The organism is Streptomyces avermitilis MA-4680 = NBRC 14893, from assembly GCF_000009765.2.
GTDB lineage: Bacteria > Actinomycetota > Actinomycetes > Streptomycetales > Streptomycetaceae > Streptomyces > Streptomyces avermitilis.
In genome coordinates this window covers 5,016,267-5,037,442 of the sequence record NC_003155.5, presented here as the reverse complement: position 1 = coordinate 5,037,442, position 21,176 = coordinate 5,016,267, and the positions used below count along the sequence as shown (strand labels likewise).

At 66.7% G+C, this 21,176-nt stretch carries 12 protein-coding genes and 3 rRNA genes; 8 read left to right on the top strand and 7 right to left on the bottom strand.

Translation table 11 applies throughout. The features are described from left to right. Positions 1–249: 249 nt before the first annotated feature. Complete coding sequence (locus SAVERM_RS21200) at positions 250–1,008, bottom strand: TetR/AcrR family transcriptional regulator (RefSeq protein WP_010985539.1); 759 nt, start codon at positions 1,006–1,008, stop codon at positions 250–252. A 379-nt stretch (positions 1,009–1,387) separates the two neighbouring features. Between SAVERM_RS21200 and SAVERM_RS21195 the strand changes: the two genes are divergently transcribed. The 3 genes from SAVERM_RS21195 to SAVERM_RS21185 all read left to right on the top strand — a co-directional run bounded on the left by SAVERM_RS21195 (position 1,388) and on the right by SAVERM_RS21185 (position 5,451). Further along, the gene (locus SAVERM_RS21195; protein WP_037647602.1) at positions 1,388–2,752 is read left to right on the top strand and encodes an NAD(P)/FAD-dependent oxidoreductase; all 1,365 of its coding nucleotides are present in this window, start codon (positions 1,388–1,390) and stop codon (positions 2,750–2,752) included. Positions 2,753–2,875: 123 nt separating this feature from the next. Continuing rightward, positions 2,876–4,525, top strand: a complete 1,650-nt coding sequence (locus tag SAVERM_RS21190; protein ID WP_010985537.1) for an ATP-binding SpoIIE family protein phosphatase — start codon at positions 2,876–2,878, stop codon at positions 4,523–4,525. A 110-nt stretch (positions 4,526–4,635) separates the two neighbouring features. Next, a complete protein-coding gene (locus tag SAVERM_RS21185) occupies positions 4,636–5,451 on the top strand; it encodes a class I SAM-dependent methyltransferase (RefSeq protein ID WP_010985536.1) in 816 nt (271 codons plus the stop codon). Between the two features lie 81 nt (positions 5,452–5,532). Here SAVERM_RS21185 and SAVERM_RS21180 read toward each other — a convergent pair whose 3' ends face one another. Next, on the bottom strand, positions 5,533–6,804 hold the full coding sequence (locus SAVERM_RS21180) for an MFS transporter (RefSeq protein WP_010985535.1): 1,272 nt from the start codon (positions 6,802–6,804) through the stop codon (positions 5,533–5,535). 161 nt (positions 6,805–6,965) lie between these two features. On the opposite strand from SAVERM_RS21180, the gene SAVERM_RS21175 reads away from it, so the two are divergent. The 5 genes from SAVERM_RS21175 (at position 6,966) to SAVERM_RS21150 (ending at position 14,014) form a co-directional block, all read left to right on the top strand. Further along, entirely contained in the window at positions 6,966–7,514 is a 549-nt protein-coding gene (locus SAVERM_RS21175) for a MarR family winged helix-turn-helix transcriptional regulator (RefSeq protein ID WP_010985534.1), read from the top strand. Between the two features lie 653 nt (positions 7,515–8,167). Then, positions 8,168–9,693 (top strand): 16S ribosomal RNA (locus SAVERM_RS21165). Positions 9,694–10,005: 312 nt separating this feature from the next. Then, a 23S ribosomal RNA gene (locus SAVERM_RS21160) occupies positions 10,006–13,128 on the top strand. An 89-nt stretch (positions 13,129–13,217) separates the two neighbouring features. Next, positions 13,218–13,334 (top strand): 5S ribosomal RNA (gene rrf / locus SAVERM_RS21155). The 16S, 23S and 5S rRNA genes sit together here, the layout of an rRNA operon. 134 nt (positions 13,335–13,468) lie before the next feature. Further along, a complete protein-coding gene (locus SAVERM_RS21150; protein ID WP_010985533.1) occupies positions 13,469–14,014 on the top strand; it encodes a GNAT family N-acetyltransferase in 546 nt (181 codons plus the stop codon). A 77-nt stretch (positions 14,015–14,091) separates the two neighbouring features. Here the strand turns inward: SAVERM_RS21150 and SAVERM_RS21145 are convergent, their stop codons facing one another. The 5 genes from SAVERM_RS21145 to SAVERM_RS21125 form a co-directional block, all read right to left on the bottom strand. Beyond that, a complete protein-coding gene (locus SAVERM_RS21145; RefSeq protein ID WP_010985532.1) occupies positions 14,092–15,720 on the bottom strand; it encodes a type IV secretory system conjugative DNA transfer family protein in 1,629 nt (542 codons plus the stop codon). A gap of 119 nt (positions 15,721–15,839) precedes the next feature. Then, positions 15,840–17,264 (bottom strand): ATP-binding protein, encoded by a 1,425-nt coding sequence (locus tag SAVERM_RS21140; RefSeq protein WP_037653102.1) that lies wholly within the window; start codon positions 17,262–17,264, stop codon positions 15,840–15,842. 45 nt (positions 17,265–17,309) lie between these two features. Next, on the bottom strand, positions 17,310–18,869 hold the full coding sequence (locus tag SAVERM_RS21135) for an SCO6880 family protein (protein ID WP_037653099.1): 1,560 nt from the start codon (positions 18,867–18,869) through the stop codon (positions 17,310–17,312). Beyond that, on the bottom strand, positions 18,866–20,200 hold the full coding sequence (locus SAVERM_RS21130) for a hypothetical protein (protein ID WP_010985529.1): 1,335 nt from the start codon (positions 20,198–20,200) through the stop codon (positions 18,866–18,868). Before SAVERM_RS21130 ends, SAVERM_RS21135 begins: the two co-directional genes overlap by 4 nt. Beyond that, positions 20,190–21,041 (bottom strand): DUF8175 domain-containg protein, encoded by an 852-nt coding sequence (locus SAVERM_RS21125; protein ID WP_010985528.1) that lies wholly within the window; start codon positions 21,039–21,041, stop codon positions 20,190–20,192. The genes SAVERM_RS21130 and SAVERM_RS21125 overlap by 11 nt, the downstream gene beginning before the upstream one ends. Between the last annotated feature and the right edge of the window lie 135 nt (positions 21,042–21,176).

Below are 21,176 nucleotides of genomic sequence, written 5' to 3'. Positions count from 1 at the left end.
GTGAACCGGGATTCCGGCGCCGCAGAGGAGTACGGGCGGTCACTCGATCGGGGGAAGCCGACGCGCATCCCCCGCACGTGGGCGGTGCGGCGCCCACGCCCAGGAGACAGGCATACCGGCTGCCCCACGATCCGGCCGGCCAACCGACCAACAGGTCAACCGAACACTCGACCGACCGACCGGCTGGCCCACCGACACACAGGCGGACCGACACACAGGCCGACCGACAGACCGGCCGACCTGTGTCGATCACACCGGCCGCGACCGCAGCCCTTCCAGCAGGATGTCCAGCAACCTGGCCGAGGCGGCCGCCTGATGGGCCGCGTCGGGCAGCGACGGTGCCGCCGTCGCGATCACGAGCAGCACGTCCGACACGGTGACGTCGGCCCGCAGCTCGCCCGCCGCGCGCGCCCGGTCCACGAGCTGCCCGACGACCTCGAGCAGCGTCGCCGCACCCACGTCGTCCTGCTCCGCCTCCGGCGCCGGACGCTGCTCCACGAGCCGCAGGTCCGGAGCCGGCCGCTGCTGCGGCACCCGTGCCTCGTCCGCGACGGCCTCGCCGAGGCCCTCGTCGGCGACGCCGACCCGCAGCACTTGCGGCGGCAGCAGACGCCCCGCGCCCGAGGCCACCGAGGTGCGCAGGAAGCGCGACAGCGCCGACCACGGCTCGTCCTCCTGGCCGAGCGCCGTCCGGGCCTGGTCGGTCAGCCGGGAGGTCTCCTCCTCGGCTATCCGCCGGACCAGGACGTCCTTGCTCGGGAAGCGCCGGTACACCGTGCCGACACCGACCCGGGCACGCCGCGCCACGTCCTCCATCGGCGCGCCGTATCCCAGCTCGCCGAAGACTTCGCGCGCCGCGCGCAGTACGTGCTCCAGATTGCGCTGTGCGTCCACGCGCAGCGGCGTCGTACGCGAGCTGTCCCCGCGTCCGTTGCCCGCCGCCGCGCCGACCACTCCGCCGGGTGCGACGGCAGACGCGGTAGACCAATGAGATTCCTGAATGTGCATAAGCGTTCCCCCGGTAATGACGTCTCCCCCCGGAGACTCTCCCCGCCATTGGAAGCCGGAGCGCAAGGAACGAGATGGATCACGAACGAGGCCGCCCGTCGCGGACCCGTCGAGTGCATCCCCCTACACCCCGTCGTCACACGAACATAGTTGAGAGGGGGTCAATTCAGAAGGGGCAGGTTCCGCACAGAGCGCCCCCCGATCGGAGTACGAGTCGTTTATGTCTCGATCGTTCCCCTCGATGGCCCCCTGCTCACGGCCACTGACCTGCGCACCTTCCCCGCAGCCCGGCAATTCGGCCAACCCTGCGCGGCCCCCGCGCCCCGTCACACAAATTGCCGGGCCTGTGGACAAACGCCGGTGGCGGGTGCGTCATGGGATGGTGAAGGAACCTGTGCGCATTCTCATCGTCGGCGGCGGCTACGTGGGGCTGTACACGGCTCTGCGCCTGCAACGGAAGCTCAAACCGGAACTCCAGCGGGGCGACGTGGAGATCGTGGTCGTCTCCCCTGATCCGTACATGACCTATCAGCCGTTCCTTCCCGAGGCCACGGCCGGCAACATCTCGCCGCGCCATGTCGTCGTCCCCCTGCGCCGGGTCCTGACCGAATGCCGCCTCCTCGTCGGCGAGGCACAGTCCATCGACCACGCCAAGCGCGTCGCCACCGTCGCCACGCTCGCCACCCAGGAGACCGGCCGCACCGAGCAGATCACGTACGACGAACTCGTCCTCGCCCCAGGCTCCGTCTCGCGCACCCTCCCGATCCCCGGCCTCGCCGACCACGGCATCGGCTTCAAGACGGTCGAGGAGGCCATCGGCCTGCGCAACCACGTCATCGAACAGATGGACATCGCCTCCTCCACCCGCGACCCCGCGATCCGCGACGCCGCCCTGACCTTCGTCTTCGTAGGAGGCGGTTACGCCGGTGTGGAGGCGCTCGGCGAACTGGAGGACATGGCCCGCTTCGCCGCGCGCTACTACCACAACGTCAAGCGCGACGACATGAAGTGGATCCTCGTGGAGGCCACGAACCGCATCCTCCCCGAGGTCGGCGAGGAGATGGGCAAGTACGCGGTCACCGAGCTGCGCCGGCGCAACATCGACGTACGCATGGAGACCCGCCTCGAATCGTGCGCCGACCGGATCGCCGTACTGAGTGACGGGTCCCGCTTCCCGAACCGCACGGTCGTCTGGACGGCCGGCGTGAAACCGCACCCGATCCTCGCCGCCACCGACCTGCCGTTGAACGAGCACGGGCGCCTGAAGTGCACCCCCCAGCTGACCGTGGACGGCGCCACGCACGCGTGGGCCGCGGGAGACGCCGCCGCCGTCCCCGACCTCACCGCCAAGGAACCCGGCAAGGAGACCGCCCCCAACGCCCAGCACGCGGTGCGCCAGGCCAAGCTCCTCGGCGACAACATCGCCCATGCGCTGCGCGGCGAGGAGCTGGAGACGTACGCGCACAAATACGTCGGCTCGGTGGCCTCCCTGGGGCTGCACAAGGGCGTCGCGCACATCTACGGGCGCAAGCTGAAGGGCTACCCCGCCTGGTTCATGCACCGCGCGTACCACCTGAGCAGGGTGCCCACCTTCAACCGCAAGGCCCGGGTGCTCGCCGAATGGACCCTGGCGGGGCTCTTCAAGAGGGAGATCGTCTCCCTCGGTTCGCTCGAACATCCTCGCGCGGAGTTCGAACTCGCGGCCGGTGGAAAGCCTTCTCGGGACCCGAAGGGGTCGTCCTGACCGGATCCAGGAACTCCCCCGGAAGGGCCGACGTCTGACGGATGTCGGCCCGGTCGGCCAGACTGGTCCACGACCTTGGGCGGGCGGACCGCTCGCTCTTCGAACCTACGAGGCTTCCCCCAAGTGAACTTCACGCGCTGGAGCGCCCGGCTCCCCGGAACGCAGCGCCGCGCCGCAGCGCGGGCCGAGCACACGGTCTCCCCGGACCGGCGGGGGGACGGCTCCGTGCCCACAGCCCGGGGCGAGCAGCTCACCGACGACACGCAGCGCGTGCCCGCCGTCGACGAACTGCCGGTACGGGACGTCCTCGACCGCGTCCCGGCTCTCGTCGCCCTCGTCCACGGCCCCGACCACCGCATCGCGTACGTCAACGACGCCTATACGGCGGCCTTCGGCGAGCGTCCCGTCGGCGAACCCGCCCGCAAGGGGCTGCCCGAGCTGGACGAGCTCGGCCTGCTCCCGCTCCTCGACCAGGTGCTGCGCAGCTCCAAGTCGCGCACGGTCAAGTCCCGCAAGACCCCGGGCGGCCGCTCGTACACGTTCACGTGCACGCCGGTGGACGCGTCCGAAGACAAGGACGGCGGCGTCCTCGTCTTCGCCGTCGACGTCACCGACCACGCCGAGGCCGCCGAACGGCTGCGCGCCAGTGAGCGCGGGCAGCGCGAAACGGCGGTGACACTTCAGCGCTCCCTGCTCCCCCAGGAGCTGGAGGAGCCCGACGACCTGCGCATCGCGGCCACGTACCAGCCCGGCGGCACCGAGGCCGCGGTCGGCGGCGACTGGTACGACGTCATCACCCTCGGCGGCGGCCGCACGGCCCTCGTCATCGGCGACGTGATGGGCAGAGGCGTACGCGCGGCAGCGGTGATGGGCCAACTCCGTACGGCCGTCCGCGCGTACGCCCGACTCGACCTGCCCCCGCACGAGGTCCTCCAGCTCCTGGACGGCCTCGCCGCGGAGATCGACGCCAACCAGATCGCCACCTGTGTGTACGCCGTCCACGACCCCAACGAGGGCCGCCTGGTGTACGCCTCCGCCGGCCACCTCCCGATCCTGGTGCGCGACGACAGCGGCATCGTCCTGCGTGCCGACGAGCCCACCGGGCCGCCGCTCGGCACGGGCGGCTGGATGCACGCCTCGGGCTCGGTCCCGCTCGGCCCCGGCTCCACGGCCGTGCTCTACACGGACGGTCTGGTCGAGCGCCGCGATCAGGATCTCGACGAGGGCATCGCCGCCCTGTCGCGCGCGCTGGCGGGCGCCACGGGCACGCCCCAGGTGGTCTGCGACCGGCTGGTCCGCTCGGCCGGGGTGACCGCCGACCACGACGACGACGTGGCGGTCCTGGTCCTCCAGCACCCGGCCCGCACGGGCGCCGACAGCGACCTCTTCCGCAACGCGGCGCTGGAGCTGCTCGGCGGCGTGGAAGCGGCGCCACGCGCGCGTGCCTTCGCCTCCGGCGTCCTGACCAGCTGGCGCTTCCCGACCGAACTGCACGACCTGGGCGTGCTGGCCGCGAGCGAGCTGGTCGCCAACTCCCTCCAGCACGGCACCCCGCCGATGCGTCTGCGGCTGCGCCGCACCGACCGCCGCCTGATCGTCGAGGTGACCGACGGCGACGACCACCTCCCGCGCCGCCGCCGCGCCGAACCGGCGGACGAGGCGGGCCGGGGCATCGCGATCGTGGCGACGATCGCCTCGAGCTGGGGCTCCCGTCGCACTCCGGGCGGCGGCAAGGCGGTGTGGTGCGAGTTCGCACTCCCGCGCACCACATAGGAGCACGAAGCAGAAACAGACGGATACGGGCAGAGCTGGACGGCGTCGGACAAGCGAGACCGCCGCGCGTCATCTGGCCATCTCCGGCGTGCGGTGCTAGTAGCTCACCCATGGCAGACGAATCGGGCTTTCAGTCCAAAGGCAGCGCCCCGGAGCGCTACGAGCAGTACGTCGCGCCGATCGCGGCGCCCTTCGTGACGGCCGTCCTGGACGCCGTCGACCTGTTCCCGGGCGCCGCGGTGCTCGATCTCGCCTGCGGCACGGGCTTCGCGGCCCGGGCCGCGGCCCCGCTGGTCGGCCCGGCGGGCCGGGTGTCGGGAATCGACCCCGATGAAGGCATGCTCAGGGTGGCCGCCGCCCACCGTCCGCGCATGTACCCCGACATCGAGTTCACCGAGGCCTCCGCCGAGAAACTCCCCCATACCGACGCGGCCTTCGACGCGGTCGTCTGCCAGCAGGGCGCCCAGTTCTTCGCGGACCTGGACGCGGCAGCGGCGGAGACGGCCCGTGTCACCCGCCCCGGGGGCCGTTTCGCGGCCACCGTCTGGGCACCCAAGGACCTCTCCCCGTACTTCGCCGCCCAGTACGAGGCCATCAAGAAGTACGGCGGCGAGGAGACCGCGGCCGAATACACCAAGGCCTTCACCTGTACGGCCGAACGGCTCACGGCCGCGTTCCGCTCGGCCGGCTTCCAGCACACGACCGCCCGCGAGGTCACCTTCGGTATCGCCCTGCCCCGACTGGCCGACTTCGCCCCCGGCCATCTCTCGGCGCTGCCCTGGGGCCAGGAGATCGTCGATACCGGCGGCCCGGAGGCACTCGCCGGCGTGGGCCGCGCGATGTGCGCCCGCCTCGCCGACCGCACCACACCGGACGGCACGGCGACCCTGCCCTTCACGGCCACCCTGGTCACAGGCATCCGCTGAGAACGAGCGACGGCCGCCCCCACGCGTGGTGGGCGGCGGCCGTCGTACAGGTTCTCGATGCCTACGGGTGTCGTACGTCGATCACACGTTCGCGGGGAGCGGCTCCGCGGGCGCCCCGCCCTGGGCGACCACCCGGCTCTTCGCGAGGGACGGCTGGTTCTGCACCGGGGTGAGCTGTCGCCCGAGCCGCACCGCGAGGAACGTGATGCCCAGCGAGAACAGCAGGAACGTCACGATGTACGGCGCGTGCAGGGACGCCCCCATGGGACCGCCCACCGCCGGACCGATGGCCAGCGCGAGCTGCTTGACCAGGGCAAAGGCCGAGTTGTACTGACCCGCCAGGCCCGTCGGCGCCAGATCGGCGACCAGCGGGGCCACGGTCGGCGACAGCATTGCCTCCCCGAGCCCGAACAGCGCGTACGTGGAGATGAACGCGGCGGTCGCCATGGTCCGGCTGCCGTGCCCGAGCCCCGCGTACCCGGCCGCGAGCCACGCCACGGCCCAGATCAGCCCGACGGCGGCGATCACCCGGGACCGCTTGCGCCGCTCGACGAACTTCAGCACGGCGAACTGCGCGACCACGATCATCGCCGTGTTCGCCGCGAGGGCCGTACCAAGCGCGGAGGTGGAGATACCGGCCGCCTCGACGCCGTACGCGCTCAGCCCCGACTCGAACTGCCCGTAGCAGGCGAAGAACAGCACGAAGCCCACGACGCACAGCTGCACCATGGCCCGGTTGCCGAGCAGCTGCTTCCAGCTGCCCTCGGCCTGCGGAGCGGAGCCCTCGATCTTCGGGGCGTGCGGCATCCGTACCGTCGACATGATCACGACGAGCAGCAGGAACATCACCGCCTCGATCGCGAACAGCAGTGTGAAGGAGCCGGCCCGGGACGCGTCGACGAGGTGGCCGCCGATGAGGCCGCCGATACCGAGCCCGAGGTTCGCCAGGAAGAACTGCATGGCGAACGCCCGCGACCGGGTCTCCGCCGTCGAGCAGTCCACGATCATCGTGGCCAGCGCCGGCTGCATCACGGCCTGCCCGGCACCCAGCGCGGCCGCCGACAGCAACACAGTCGTGGCGCTGCTCGCCAGTCCCAGGCTCAGTGCGCCGAACGCGGCGGTGACCAGGGCGGCGAGCAGCACCGGCAGCGGGCCGCGCCGGACGATGGCTCGCCCGGCGAACGGAAGCACCACGAGTGCGGCCACGGCAAAGACCGCGAGTACGAGACCCGCCGTCACAGCACCGAGATCCCGTACCTGCGCCACATAGACGTACAGATACGGGACGGTGAAGCCGAGGCCGAACGCGCTGAGTGCGTTGCCCACATGGATCCGGCGCATCGCTGCGCCCATTGCCCTGGTCACGTTCACCTGCCCTAGAGAGGAGGGCCGACCACGCGCACCCATGTAGGTGTGAAGTGGTTAGCCCTGAAGACTTCGAAGCTAAAGTTAGATCCTAAACAGTACACCTAGAAGGACTTCGACGCCAAGCGAACGCGTGCCATACTGCGGCCATGGCCGACACCCCCGGCGCCGGCGAGCCGACACTCGACGAACAGATCGCCGCCTACCAGCGCGAGTTCCAGGACCTCGATCCCCAGGTCGAGAAGATCGTCTCGGCGCTCTCCCGGCTCAACCGCCGCATGAACGTCGCCTACGGCCGTCAGACCGCGGCTCTCGGGATCAGCAACGCCGAGTGGGAGGTCCTCAAGGCCCTCGTCCTCTCCGGCGCCCCCTATCGGCTGGGCCCGGGTGACCTGGCGAAGCGACTGGGGCTCACGCCGGCCGCGATGACCCACCGGATCGACCGCATGCTGGCGGAGGGGCTGGTCACCAGGGAGCGGGACGAGTCGAACCGCGTCCGCGTGATCGTCGAGCTGACCGCGGAGGGCCGCGAGAAGTGGCTGGAGGCGATGCGCCTCGCCAGCGTCTTCGAGGAGGACCTCCTCCAGGACCTGTCGGCCGAGGAACGCGCCGCCCTGGGCGAGGTCCTGACCCGTCTCCTGCGGCGCGTGGAGCACGCCCAGCCGGACGCGGGCGGACGGCTCAGCGACCTGGACTGAAGATCTTGCCCAGGGATGTTGACCGCCACTCCCTGGATGTGTAAGATTCTTCGAGTTGCCACGGAGCCGTAACGGTTCTGCGACAGCACTCCCGCCGCTCAAGCGGCACAACAAACCACCAGCACGATCTCCCTACCGGGGTCGAATTCGGCGTGCCCGAATTCAATTCCACGGCTCGATTATGAGTCGCCGGGAGAATCCGCTAAGGTTTGAGACGTCGGAACGGCCCAACAGCCGCGAAGACAACACCCGCTGACTGGGAATCAGGCCCGAAAGGATCTGATAGAGTCGGAACCGCCGGAAAGGGAAACGCGAAAGCGGAAACCTGGAAAGCACCGAGGAAATCGGATCGGAAAACGGTCTGATAGAGTCGGAAACGCAAGACCGAAGGGAAGCGCCCGGAGGAAAGCCTGAGAGAGTCTCTCGGGTGAGTACAAAGGAAGCGTCCGTTCCTTGAGAACTCAACAGCGTGCCAAAAATCAACGCCAGATATGTTGATACCCCGTCTCCGGCCGATCGGCTGGGACGAGGTTCCTTTGAAAAAGTCCTGCCGACGTTGTTCGGTAGGCGCACAGCGAGGACGCTGTGAACGGCTGGGCTTATTCCGCCCGGCTGTTCCGCTCTCGTGGTGTCGTCCCGATTACGGGAAAACATTCACGGAGAGTTTGATCCTGGCTCAGGACGAACGCTGGCGGCGTGCTTAACACATGCAAGTCGAACGATGAAGCCCTTCGGGGTGGATTAGTGGCGAACGGGTGAGTAACACGTGGGCAATCTGCCCTGCACTCTGGGACAAGCCCTGGAAACGGGGTCTAATACCGGATAATACTCTCGCAGGCATCTGTGAGGGTTAAAAGCTCCGGCGGTGCAGGATGAGCCCGCGGCCTATCAGCTTGTTGGTGAGGTAGTGGCTCACCAAGGCGACGACGGGTAGCCGGCCTGAGAGGGCGACCGGCCACACTGGGACTGAGACACGGCCCAGACTCCTACGGGAGGCAGCAGTGGGGAATATTGCACAATGGGCGAAAGCCTGATGCAGCGACGCCGCGTGAGGGATGACGGCCTTCGGGTTGTAAACCTCTTTCAGCAGGGAAGAAGCGAAAGTGACGGTACCTGCAGAAGAAGCGCCGGCTAACTACGTGCCAGCAGCCGCGGTAATACGTAGGGCGCAAGCGTTGTCCGGAATTATTGGGCGTAAAGAGCTCGTAGGCGGCTTGTCACGTCGGGTGTGAAAGCCCGGGGCTTAACCCCGGGTCTGCATTCGATACGGGCTAGCTAGAGTGTGGTAGGGGAGATCGGAATTCCTGGTGTAGCGGTGAAATGCGCAGATATCAGGAGGAACACCGGTGGCGAAGGCGGATCTCTGGGCCATTACTGACGCTGAGGAGCGAAAGCGTGGGGAGCGAACAGGATTAGATACCCTGGTAGTCCACGCCGTAAACGGTGGGAACTAGGTGTTGGCGACATTCCACGTCGTCGGTGCCGCAGCTAACGCATTAAGTTCCCCGCCTGGGGAGTACGGCCGCAAGGCTAAAACTCAAAGGAATTGACGGGGGCCCGCACAAGCAGCGGAGCATGTGGCTTAATTCGACGCAACGCGAAGAACCTTACCAAGGCTTGACATACACCGGAAAGCATTAGAGATAGTGCCCCCCTTGTGGTCGGTGTACAGGTGGTGCATGGCTGTCGTCAGCTCGTGTCGTGAGATGTTGGGTTAAGTCCCGCAACGAGCGCAACCCTTGTTCTGTGTTGCCAGCATGCCCTTCGGGGTGATGGGGACTCACAGGAGACCGCCGGGGTCAACTCGGAGGAAGGTGGGGACGACGTCAAGTCATCATGCCCCTTATGTCTTGGGCTGCACACGTGCTACAATGGCCGATACAATGAGCTGCGATACCGCAAGGTGGAGCGAATCTCAAAAAGTCGGTCTCAGTTCGGATTGGGGTCTGCAACTCGACCCCATGAAGTTGGAGTTGCTAGTAATCGCAGATCAGCATTGCTGCGGTGAATACGTTCCCGGGCCTTGTACACACCGCCCGTCACGTCACGAAAGTCGGTAACACCCGAAGCCGGTGGCCCAACCCCTTGTGGGAGGGAGCTGTCGAAGGTGGGACTGGCGATTGGGACGAAGTCGTAACAAGGTAGCCGTACCGGAAGGTGCGGCTGGATCACCTCCTTTCTAAGGAGCACTTCTTACCGATCCCTTCGGGGTGAGGTCAGAGGCCAGTACATCAGCGACTGTCTGATGCTGGTTGCTCAAGGGTGGAACGTTGATTATTCGGCACACTCGACCTGCTCAGGTTGGCAAGTACTGCTTCGGCGTGGAAAGCGAACATGGGAGGGCGAGGGTGTCGGGCACGCTGTTGGGTGTCTGAGGGTACGGCCGATTGTGGCTGCCTTCAGTGCCGGCCCCGGTAAAGATCTGCTTCGGCGGGTTGTGACGGGTGGTTGGTCGTTGTTTGAGAACTGCACAGTGGACGCGAGCATCTGTGGCCAAGTTTTTAAGGGCGCACGGTGGATGCCTTGGCACCAGGAACCGATGAAGGACGTGGGAGGCCACGATAGTCCCCGGGGAGCCGTCAACCAGGCTTTGATCCGGGGGTTTCCGAATGGGGAAACCCGGCAGTCGTCATGGGCTGTCACCCATACCTGAACACATAGGGTATGTGGAGGGAACGCGGGGAAGTGAAACATCTCAGTACCCGCAGGAAGAGAAAACAACCGTGATTCCGGGAGTAGTGGCGAGCGAAACTGGATGAGGCCAAACCGTATGCGTGTGAGACCCGGCAGGGGTTGCGTATACGGGGTTGTGGGATCTCTCTTTTACGGTCTGCCGGCCGTGAGACGAGTCAGAAACCGTTGATGTAGGCGAAGGACATGCGAAAGGTCCGGCGTAGAGGGTAAGACCCCCGTAGTCGAAACATCAGCGGCTCGTTTGAGAGACACCCAAGTAGCACGGGGCCCGAGAAATCCCGTGTGAATCTGGCGGGACCACCCGCTAAGCCTAAATATTCCCTGGTGACCGATAGCGGATAGTACCGTGAGGGAATGGTGAAAAGTACCGCGGGAGCGGAGTGAAATAGTACCTGAAACCGTGTGCCTACAAGCCGTGGGAGCGTCGCGCATCGAGTTTACTCGGTGCGTCGTGACTGCGTGCCTTTTGAAGAATGAGCCTGCGAGTTTGCGGTGTGTTGCGAGGTTAACCCGTGTGGGGAAGCCGTAGCGAAAGCGAGTCCGAATAGGGCGATTTAGTAGCGCGCTCAAGACCCGAAGCGGAGTGATCTAGCCATGGGCAGGTTGAAGCGGAGGTAAGACTTCGTGGAGGACCGAACCCACCAGGGTTGAAAACCTGGGGGATGACCTGTGGTTAGGGGTGAAAGGCCAATCAAACTCCGTGATAGCTGGTTCTCCCCGAAATGCATTTAGGTGCAGCGTCGTGTGTTTCTTGCCGGAGGTAGAGCACTGGATAGGCGATGGGCCCTACCGGGTTACTGACCTTAGCCAAACTCCGAATGCCGGTAAGTGAGAGCGCGGCAGTGAGACTGTGGGGGATAAGCTCCATGGTCGAGAGGGAAACAGCCCAGAGCATCGACTAAGGCCCCTAAGCGTACGCTAAGTGGGAAAGGATGTGGAGTCGCACAGACAACCAGGAGGTTGGCTTAGAAGCAGCCACCCTTGAAAGAGTGCGTAATAGCTCACTGGTCTAGTGATTCCGCGCCGACAATGTAGCGGGGCTCAAGCGTACCGCCGAAGTCGTGTCATTCATACAATAGGGCCAACGCCTGTATGGATGGGTAGGGGAGCGTCGTGTGCCGGGTGAAGCCGCGCCGGAAGGCAGTGGTGGACGGTTCACGAGTGAGAATGCAGGCATGAGTAGCGATACACACGTGAGAAACGTGTGCGCCGATTGACTAAGGGTTCCTGGGTCAAGCTGATCTGCCCAGGGTAAGTCGGGACCTAAGGCGAGGCCGACAGGCGTAGTCGATGGATAACCGGTTGATATTCCGGTACCCGCTGTGAAGCGTCAAACATCGAGCCCATTAATGCTAAGGCCGTGAAGCCGCCCTGGAGCCTTCGGGCAAAGGGGAGTGGTGGAGCCGCTGACCCAAGGTGGTAGTAGGTGAGTGATGGGGTGACGCAGGAAGGTAGTCCATCCCGGGCGGTGGTTGTCCCGGGGTAAGGGTGTAGGCCGTGCGATAGGTAAATCCGTCGCGCATTAAGGCTGAGACCTGATGCCGAGCCGATTGTGGTGAAGTGGATGATCCTATGCTGTCGAGAAAAGCCTCTAGCGAGTTTCATGGCGGCCCGTACCCTAAACCGACTCAGGTGGTCAGGTAGAGAATACCGAGGCGTTCGGGTGAACTATGGTTAAGGAACTCGGCAAAATGCCCCCGTAACTTCGGGAGAAGGGGGGCCATCACTGGTGATCCAATTTACTTGGTGAGCTGGGGGTGGCCGCAGAGACCAGCGAGAAGCGACTGTTTACTAAAAACACAGGTCCGTGCGAAGCCGTAAGGCGATGTATACGGACTGACGCCTGCCCGGTGCTGGAACGTTAAGGGGACCGGTTAGTCAAACTTCGGTTTGGCGAAGCTGAGAACTTAAGCGCCAGTAAACGGCGGTGGTAACTATAACCATCCTAAGGTAGCGAAATTCCTTGTCGGGTAAGTTCCGACCTGCACGAATGGCGTAACGACTTCTCGACTGTCTCAACCATAGGCCCGGTGAAATTGCACTACGAGTAAAGATGCTCGTTTCGCGCAGCAGGACGGAAAGACCCCGGGACCTTTACTACAGTTTGATATTGGTGTTCGGTTCGGCTTGTGTAGGATAGCTGGGAGACTTTGAAGCCCGCACGCCAGTGTGGGTGGAGTCGTCGTTGAAATACCAGTCTGGTCGTGCTGGATGTCTAACCTGGGTCCGTGATCCGGATCAGGGACAGTGTCTGATGGGTAGTTTAACTGGGGCGGTTGCCTCCTAAAGAGTAACGGAGGCGCCCAAAGGTTCCCTCAGCCTGGTTGGCAATCAGGTGTTGAGTGTAAGTGCACAAGGGAGCTTGACTGTGAGACCGACGGGTCGAGCAGGGACGAAAGTCGGGACTAGTGATCCGGCGGTGGCTTGTGGAAGCGCCGTCGCTCAACGGATAAAAGGTACCCCGGGGATAACAGGCTGATCTTCCCCAAGAGTCCATATCGACGGGATGGTTTGGCACCTCGATGTCGGCTCGTCGCATCCTGGGGCTGGAGTCGGTCCCAAGGGTTGGGCTGTTCGCCCATTAAAGCGGTACGCGAGCTGGGTTTAGAACGTCGTGAGACAGTTCGGTCCCTATCCGCTGCGCGCGCAGGAATATTGAGAAGGGCTGTCCCTAGTACGAGAGGACCGGGACGGACGAACCTCTGGTGTGCCAGTTGTCCTGCCAAGGGCATGGCTGGTTGGCTACGTTCGGGAGGGATAACCGCTGAAAGCATCTAAGCGGGAAGCCTGCTTCGAGATGAGTATTCCCACCTCCTTGAGAGGGTAAGGCTCCCAGTAGACGACTGGGTTGATAGGCCAGATCTGGAAGGCGGGTAACCGCTGGAGGTGACTGGTACTAATAGGCCGAGGGCTTGTCCTCAGTTGCTCGCGTCCACTGTGTTGGTTCTGAAACCACGAACAACCCCATTCCATGGTCACGGGATGGTGCGGTTGACAGTTTCATAGTGTTTCGGTGGTCATAGCGTGAGGGAAACGCCCGGTTACATTCCGAACCCGGAAGCTAAGCCTTACAGCGCCGATGGTACTGCAGGGGGGACCCTGTGGGAGAGTAGGACGCCGCCGAACAAATTTTAAGAAGAAGCCCCAACTCCGGCTATATGCCCGAGAGTTGGGGCTTTTTCGCGTTCACTGTTTGGTCATGTCCACGCCAGTCGAGAAAATGGCTGAGCGGTGTCGCAACCGCGTATTACGGTGATCGCATGAGCCACCTGATCCGTTCCATACGCACCGGCGAGTGGGCCGAGGCCAAGAAGCTGCGGCTTGTCGCGCTCCAGGACCCCGTTGCGCATCTGGCGTTCCTGGAGACGTACGACGACGCCGTCGCCAGGCCGGACTCCTACTGGCAGGACCGGACGGCGGGGGCCGCCGAAGGGGTTGCCGAGCGGCAGCAGATCATCGCCGAGGGGCCTGACGGGGAATGGGCCGGCAGCGTGACCGTACTGGTCGAGGAAGCCGGGTCACGGGATCCGTTCGACGTCGCGGTCGAGCGGCGACAAGGGCACGTCGTCGGCGTCTTCGTGCGGCCGGAACATCGGGGGAGCGGGGTGACCCGGGCGCTCTTCGACGCGGCTCTGGAGTGGTCCTGGGCCGCTGGGCTCGAACGCGTACGGCTCTTCGTGCACGAGAAGAACGGGCGGGCCGAGGCGTTCTACCGCAAGGCAGGGTTCATGCCGAGCGGCGTGAGCGTGCCGGCGCCCGGGGACTCCGGGGATCAGGAGTTGGAATTCGTGATCGAGCGCACCTGATCGAGCAGGTCTCATGAGGCGGGTCTGGGTCTGATCGGGCGGGCTGCTCCGCGCCGCTGCCGGGGCGAAGGGCCTTGTCAGACAGGTAGTTCGTACTGCGGCCAGCGGGACCGGGCCTGTTCCTGGGACCGGAGCAGGGCCAGGGTCGGCATGCCCCGGTCCGCTCCGGTCGACAGCAGCTCCGGGAGCTGGGGAAGCGGAGCCACCGCCGCGACGTCGTCGAGGACGAGCGTAAGTGGTGGGTCGAGGCGACCGGAGGATGACCGTTCGGCCATGCGACGGCCGCGCTCGACCACGTGTGAGACGAGGGCCGTCAGGAACGGCATGGCGCCGGGATGCTGCCTGGGGTCCTCGATGGGTTCACCGACCACATAAAGCGTGCCCCCTTCATCCACGAAGGAATCCAAGGCGAGGCTGTCATTTCGGTTGGGTGTGCATGCCTCGCGGATATTGACGGTGAAGAGTGAGGACAGTGCGCGCGCTGTCAACTCCTGCGCCATGTCACGGCGTTCGGGGTGCGAGGTGAGGGCCGACTCCAGTTCGCCGCCCGCGCCGGGTGCGGCCTTGGGGTTCGCACGGAGGGCGCGTACGGCCTCCTGGACCTGGGTGCCCTGGGCCCACCGGTGGACATGGCGGACGGTGCGGCCCTCTATGGCGGCGGCGTGCAGATAGCTCCGCAGAAGAGTCTCGGCCGTCTCGGCGAGCGCCTGGTCGATCTTCGCGGTGGGGCGGACCGGGGCGAGGAGTGCTGCCGCGCGGGCCACGGCGGTGGGCTTGTCCTCACAGCCGGCGGAGGGGGACCAGTGGAGGCGGGCCGGGGTGTCGCAACGGTGCGTGGGGTCGTAGAGGAGGACCGGGCCCAGTTTGGCTCGGGCGTCCTTCGTCTCCGACCACAGGGCCGGGTTCGAGGTGAGGACGAGGACGGGGCCGGCCGCGTCGTGGATGGCCTGGGTCGCGGCGGCTGTTCGGGTTTCCGGGGGGCCGAGGACGATTTCCCGTCCGCCCGCCCGGTCACGTGCCATGAGGTGGGCGAGGGCGGTCTCCTCGGCGGACTTCGCCATGCCACCCACGCCACCCGTAGCGGCGGGGGCCGCCCCGCCGGCCGGCGCCGCGCTCCCGGCCGGCGCCGCGCTCCCGGCCGGCGCCGCGCTCCCGGCCTGCTCCGCCGTCCAGGCCGGTTCCGCCGCCCCGGTCGGATCCGGAGTTCCGGTCGGATCCGAAGTTCCCGTCCGTTCCGTTGTGGCCCGCTGCGCCGGGACCTCATGCCCCGTAGGGTCGGGATCGGCGGCGGCCACCGCCGCCGTGCTCCTCGACGCCCTGCGGCCCGCCCGTACCGCTCGCCATCGTGCCACCGTGCCCATCACGAACACCGTCAGTACGAGCAGAACCATCAGCTGGCCGATGAACAGGCCCCAGAACAGGCCGTACCCCGACAGCTGGCCTTCCGGGGTGTCCGGCCACGCGCCCGGGATGTCGTGCGGTCGGCCGATGAGGTGCCGCATCGCCAGCGGCGTACGGGTGAAGGTCACGGCGTCCGGCCAGGCGCCCCGCGCGAACCAGCCCGCGAGGCCCGTGGCCGACCACACCATCAGGGTCATGCCGAGCAGGAAGGCGAGGACCCCGATCAACAGGCCGTCGGGGACGCCGCCCTGGCTGTGATCGTGCTCTCTGCCCCGGTCCCGGTACGTCTGTCTGTCCCGGCTCATGTCACGCCCCTGCTCGTGCCGTGCTCATGCCCCTGTACGTGCCCTGCTCACACCCGTGTTCACGCCTAGGTTCACGCCTGCGTTCATGTTTGTGTTCATGCCTGCGTTCATGCCCGACTTCACGCCACCGTGGACTCGGACGAGTCGTCCAGGTCGCTCAGGTGCTGTTCCACGAAGGCCGCCGCCCGCTCCTCCGCCTCCAGTTCCGCGGCGCGATGCGCGTCGTCGGCGAGCCGGTCCGCGGACGACTCGGTCATCGCGCGGTCGGTGAAGACGAGTGGGCGTTCGGTCTCCGTGATCAGGTGTTTGACCACCTGGACGTTGCCGTTCACGTCCCACACCGCGATGCCCGGGGTCAGGGTCGGGATGATCTCGACCGCCCATCTGGGCAGCCCGAGCACGCGTCCCGTCGACCGTGCCTCGTCGGCCTTCTGGGCGTAGATCGTCCGGGTCGAGGCCATCTTCAGGATCGCCGCGGCCTCCTTCGCGGCCGCCCCGTCGACCACGTCCGACAGATGGTGGACCACCGCCACGAAGGACAGGCCGAGGCGGCGGCCGAACTTCAGCAGGCGCTGGAAGAGTTGGGCCACGAACGGGCTGTTGATGATGTGCCAGGCCTCCTCGACCAGGAAGATGCGCTTCTTCCGGTCGGGGCGGATCCAGGTGTGCTCCAGCCATACGCCGACGATCGCCATCAGGATCGGCATGGCGATCGAGTTGCGGTCGATGTGGGACAGGTCGAAGACGATGAGCGGGGCGTCCAGGTCGATACCGACCGTCGTGGGGCCGTCGAACATGCCCCGCAGGTCACCGTCGACGAGGCGGTCCAGGACCAGTGCCACGTCCAGGCCCCAGGCCCGTACGTCGTCCAGGGCGACGTTCATCGCCTCGGCCGACTCCGGCTCGGGGTGGCGCAGTTGCTCCACGATGTCGGTCAGCACCGGCTGCCGCTCGAGGATCGTCTCGTTCACATAGGCGTGCGCGACCTTCAGGGCGAAGCCCGACCGCTCGTCGAGGCCGTGCCCCATGGCGACCTCGATGATCGTCCGGAGCAGCGCGAGCTGCCCGGTGGTGGTGATCGCCGGGTCGAGCGGGTTGAGCCGGATGCCCATGTCCAGGGCGGCCGTCGGGTCCAGCCGGATGGGGGTTATCCCCAGCTCCTCGGCGATGAGGTTCCACTCGCCGACTCCGTCCTCGCCCTGCGCGTCGAGGACGACGACCTGCCGGTCCCGGAAGCGCAGCTGGCGTAGGACGTACGTCTTTTCGAGCGCTGACTTGCCGTTGCCGGATTCGCCGAGCACCAGCCAGTGCGGGGCCGGCAGCTGCTGCCCGTACAGCTGGAAGGGGTCGTAGATGTAGCCCTTTCCGGAGTACACCTCCCGGCCGATGATCACGCCCGAGTCGCCGAGGCCGGGGGCGGCGGTGGGCAGATAGACGGCCTGGGCCTGGCCCGTGGAGGTGCGCACGGGCAGGCGCGTCGTCTCGACCTTGCCGAACAGGAAGGACGTGAAGGCGTCGGTGAGGATCGACAGCGGGTCCCGCATCACCACATCAGCCCCTACCTTCGGATTCCATCATCACGTCAGCCCCTACCTGCGGATTCCGGTCGCGAACGGCAGTGTGTTGACGAAGGCGCGATGGTGCTCGCGGTCGCACCACTCCAGCTTCAGATACGACTTGCCGGCCGAGGCGCGGATCGTCCGCTTGTCGCGGGCGAGGGCCTCGGGGGAGCGGGAGGAGACGGTGATGTAGCCGACGAGGTTGACGCCGGCGGCGCCGCTCGCGAGGTCTTCGCCGCGCTGGTCCAGACGGTTGTGCGAGGCGACGTCGCGGGGGTCCACGGTGCGGTTCATCTTGGCGGCGCGGCTGGCCTCCGCCTCGTCGTTCGTCTTCTCGGTCAGCATGCGCTCGATGGCGACCTCGGTGGGTTCGAGGTCCATGGTGACGGCGACGGTCCGGATGACGTCCGGGGTGTGGACCAGCAGGGGCGCCAGGAAGTTGACGCCCACCGGGGTCATCGGCCACTCCTTCACCCAGGCCGTGGCGTGGCACCAGGGGGCGCGGGTGGAGGACTCGCGGGTCTTCGCCTGGAGGTAGGTGGGCGACATGGCGTCCAGCTCGGCGGGCCAGGCATTGCGTTTCGTCATCGCCTGGATGTGGTCGATGGGGTGGTCCGGGTCGTACATGGAGTGCACGAGGGAGGCGAGCCGGCCCTGGCCGAGCGGCTGTCGTACGCGGATGTCGGCTTCCTGGAGCCGCGAGCAGATGTCGGTCAGCTCGCGCGCCATGACGACGGCGAGCCCCGCGTCCCGGTCGAGCTTCCGACCCGCCTGGGGCCGGGCGGCGCGGGCCATCGCCTGTGCTTCGGCGGCGAGTTCGCGGGAGTAGTGCATGCAGGCGACGAGGTACGCGCGGTGCTGCTCGCTGCTGGTGGACACCATGGACTGCAACTGGTCGTACGACTGCTGGAGCCAGCCGGGCGAGCGCGTGTCCCCGCGCATGGCGACGTCTTTGGCGTGGGCGTCGGGGTCGGCGGGGAGGGTGCGGGCGAGCATCTGGATGCGGGTGACGAAACCGTCGCCGTTCGCGACGTGCTTCAGCAGCGTGCCGAAGCGGTCGACGAGGGCCTCCTGGTCCTCGCTGTCGCGCAGGCCCACGCCGGGCCCCTCGATCTCGATCGCGGCCGTGACCGTACGGCGGTCGGCGTGCAGGAGTACGGCGATCTCGTCGGGTCCGAAGGGGGCGGCGAGCCAGCTGATACGGCCGATACCGGGGGGCGGGCCGATCTCGATCTCCCGCCCGTCGAGGCGCGTACCGGCCTCCATGACGGTCGAGCGGTAGGTCGTTCCCCGGCGCAGGGTGCGCTTGTAGCTGCGGTTGATCTCGAACCACTTGTAGAACGTACGGCGCTTGTACGGGACGTAGACCGCCGCGAGCGCGAGCATCGGGAAGCCGGTCAGCAGCACGATGCGCAGGGCGAGGACGGGGACGAGGAGCCCGCACATCATGCCGAGGAACGCGCCCGCGATGATCAGTGCGATCTCGCCGGACTCGCGGTTGCGGCCGACGATCGCGTTCGGCCGGGCGCGGCCGATCAGATATGTACGGCGGGGCGTGACCACGTGGGACACGTGGGACTCGGTCGTCAACGCCCGTCACCTCCTGAGCTGTTGCTACTGCTGTTGCGGCTGTTGCTGGCGTGGGGGGTGTTGGCCGGGCTGCTGCGGGGCGGGGGCGCGGCGGAGGAGCCGGATCCGCCGCCGCCGTTCGACGGGCGCGAGCTGTGTGCGGCCATACCGCCGGACGCCGCGTTGGCGGGGCGGGGGGAGGACGACTGGCCGCCGCCTCCGCCGCCGTTGTTGTCGGCGCGGGTGCTGTGGGTCTTGATGCCCTGGGCGACGAGGGTCGCCGGGGAGCTGATGACGGCCGCGGCCTTGCCCTCGGCGCCCTGCATGATGCGGTTGTTGCGGGAGTTCGCGATCTCGTCGCCGAAGCCGGGGACGAAGCGGTAGATCATGGCGCTCGCGAAGATGGCGAGCAGGATGATCGCGAGGCCGGAGACGACGGCGGAGAAGGCGTCGGGGCCCTCGTCGGAGGACAGGGCGCCGGCCAGCCCCAGCACGATCACGATGACCGGCTTGACGAGGATGACGGCGATCATGATGCCCGCCCAGCGGCGGACGTGGCCCCAGAGGTTCTTGTCGACGAGGCCGGCGTAGACGACGGTGCCGAGGAGGGCGCCGACGTAGAGGAGGGCGGCGCGGACGACGAGTTCGAGCCAGAGGACTCCGGCCGCGAGGATCGACACCATCGACACGACGATCAGCATGATCGGGCCGCCGCCGATGTTCTCGCCCTTGCCGAGGGCGGCGGAGAACGTGCCGAAGAAGGTGTCCGTCTGGTTGCCGGTCGTCTTCGCCAGGACCTGAGTGACGCCGTCGGTCGCCGATACGACGGTGTAGAGGATCAGCGGGGTGAAGGCGGAGGCGAGCACGGTGAGCCAGAGGAACCCGACCGCTTCGGAGATCGCCGTGGTGAGGGGGACACCTCGCACGGCCCTCTTCGCGACGGCCAGCAGCCACAGCAGGAGGGTCAGGATGGTCGACGCGGCGAAGACGACGGCGTACTGCTGGAGGAATTTGGGGTTGGTGAAGTCGACGTTCGCGGTGCTCTTGACGGCCTCGGACAGCTTGTCGACGGTCCAGGATGCGGCGTCCGCGCAGCCCTTGGCCAGGGAGGAGAGGGGGTCGAGGGTGGAGTCGGTGAGGGAGTCTCCGCCGGTGGCTCCGCCGGTTTTGGAGGAGGGGTTGCCGCGTTCGCAGTAGTCCTTGGCGGGGCCGCGGATGAGGTCGCAGGGGTCGCCGCTTTTCGACGGCTTCGGAGTGGGTTCGGCGAAGGCACGGGTGGCCAACAGCACCGTTGTGGTCTGTACGGCCGTGACAGCGGCGGCGACCCTGAGTACGCGACGCTTAGCGCGCATAGGTGAACCCTCCGTACTCCTCGACGGCCTTGGTCATGTCGTCTGCGGTGGAGGCCTGCTGGTCGCGTCCGACCGGAACCGGCCCGTCCTTCTGCGTGAAGTCGGTGATCTTCCAGTCCCCGTCGATCCACTTCAGGTCATACGTGGTCGTGAACCAGCTCTCCGACACGGGGTTCGTGGATCTTTCGCCGGACAGGCCGAAGAGCGACGTGTACCAGAGCTCGACGGTTGCGCTGTCTGTGCTGAACTTCGTGACCTTGGTGCCCACCGGAACGATGCGTGAGACGAAGGTCTGCCCACTGGGCGCCGAGCCGTCCTTGGCGAGGCCGATGTTGGCCAGGAACTTCTCGCTGGAGTACGCCCTGTCGAGATCTGACTGTCGAGCGGCGGCGACCTCGGGGGCGTACACGGTGTTGACGATCGCGTGCCGCTGGTTGGCGTTGAACATGCCCGTGGAGCCGAGCGCTACGCCGTAGTTCGCCGCCGCGCTCTGTGCCCCTTGGTCGCTGTGGGCGAACCCGGCGGGGATGTCGCCCACCTTCGACTGCACCGGCTGTTCCCCGGTCGCCGCCGTAGGTGCCGTATTCGTCTTGTCGCTGTCCCCGGCGCCCGAGGCGGACTCGTCGTCGCCGCGGTTCGCGAAGGCGATGGCTGCGATCAAGAGGACGACCACGCCGACGACCGTGACCAGGCTCCGCGAGGAGGAGCGGCCGCGGCGGGCGCCCCCGTACACGTCCCCGGCGCGGTCGGGCAGTCGCGTACGGGTCTGCCCCGTACCGCCGTACCCCCCGTCCTCGCCCCGCGGAGCGTCACCGTACCCAGGCTCGTCACCGAGACTCATGCCGTGCGCGCCCCCTCGAGTTCACGGACCTCACTCCGAAGCACCTCACATTGAAATGCGTAGAAGTACGACGGTAGCCGTGCTGGTTGCCGCGCGGGCGCGGTGTGGTGACTCGACATCAGGGAAACGCAACCT

What these genes read in the sequence shown, in the direction of transcription:
- SAVERM_RS21200 (WP_010985539.1), bottom strand. Translation starts at nt 1,008, where the DNA reads ATGCACATTCAGGAATCTCATTGGTCTACCGCGTCTGCCGTCGCACCC.
- SAVERM_RS21195 (WP_037647602.1), top strand. Translation starts at nt 1,388, where the DNA reads ATGGTGAAGGAACCTGTGCGCATTCTCATCGTCGGCGGCGGCTACGTG.
- SAVERM_RS21185 (WP_010985536.1), top strand. Translation starts at nt 4,636, where the DNA reads ATGGCAGACGAATCGGGCTTTCAGTCCAAAGGCAGCGCCCCGGAGCGC.
- SAVERM_RS21180 (WP_010985535.1), bottom strand. Translation starts at nt 6,804, where the DNA reads ATGGGCGCAGCGATGCGCCGGATCCATGTGGGCAACGCACTCAGCGCG.
- SAVERM_RS21175 (WP_010985534.1), top strand. Translation starts at nt 6,966, where the DNA reads ATGGCCGACACCCCCGGCGCCGGCGAGCCGACACTCGACGAACAGATC.
- SAVERM_RS21150 (WP_010985533.1), top strand. Translation starts at nt 13,469, where the DNA reads ATGAGCCACCTGATCCGTTCCATACGCACCGGCGAGTGGGCCGAGGCC.
- SAVERM_RS21145 (WP_010985532.1), bottom strand. Translation starts at nt 15,720, where the DNA reads ATGAGCCGGGACAGACAGACGTACCGGGACCGGGGCAGAGAGCACGAT.
- SAVERM_RS21140 (WP_037653102.1), bottom strand. Translation starts at nt 17,264, where the DNA reads ATGCGGGACCCGCTGTCGATCCTCACCGACGCCTTCACGTCCTTCCTG.
- SAVERM_RS21130 (WP_010985529.1), bottom strand. Translation starts at nt 20,200, where the DNA reads ATGCGCGCTAAGCGTCGCGTACTCAGGGTCGCCGCCGCTGTCACGGCC.
- SAVERM_RS21125 (WP_010985528.1), bottom strand. Translation starts at nt 21,041, where the DNA reads ATGAGTCTCGGTGACGAGCCTGGGTACGGTGACGCTCCGCGGGGCGAG.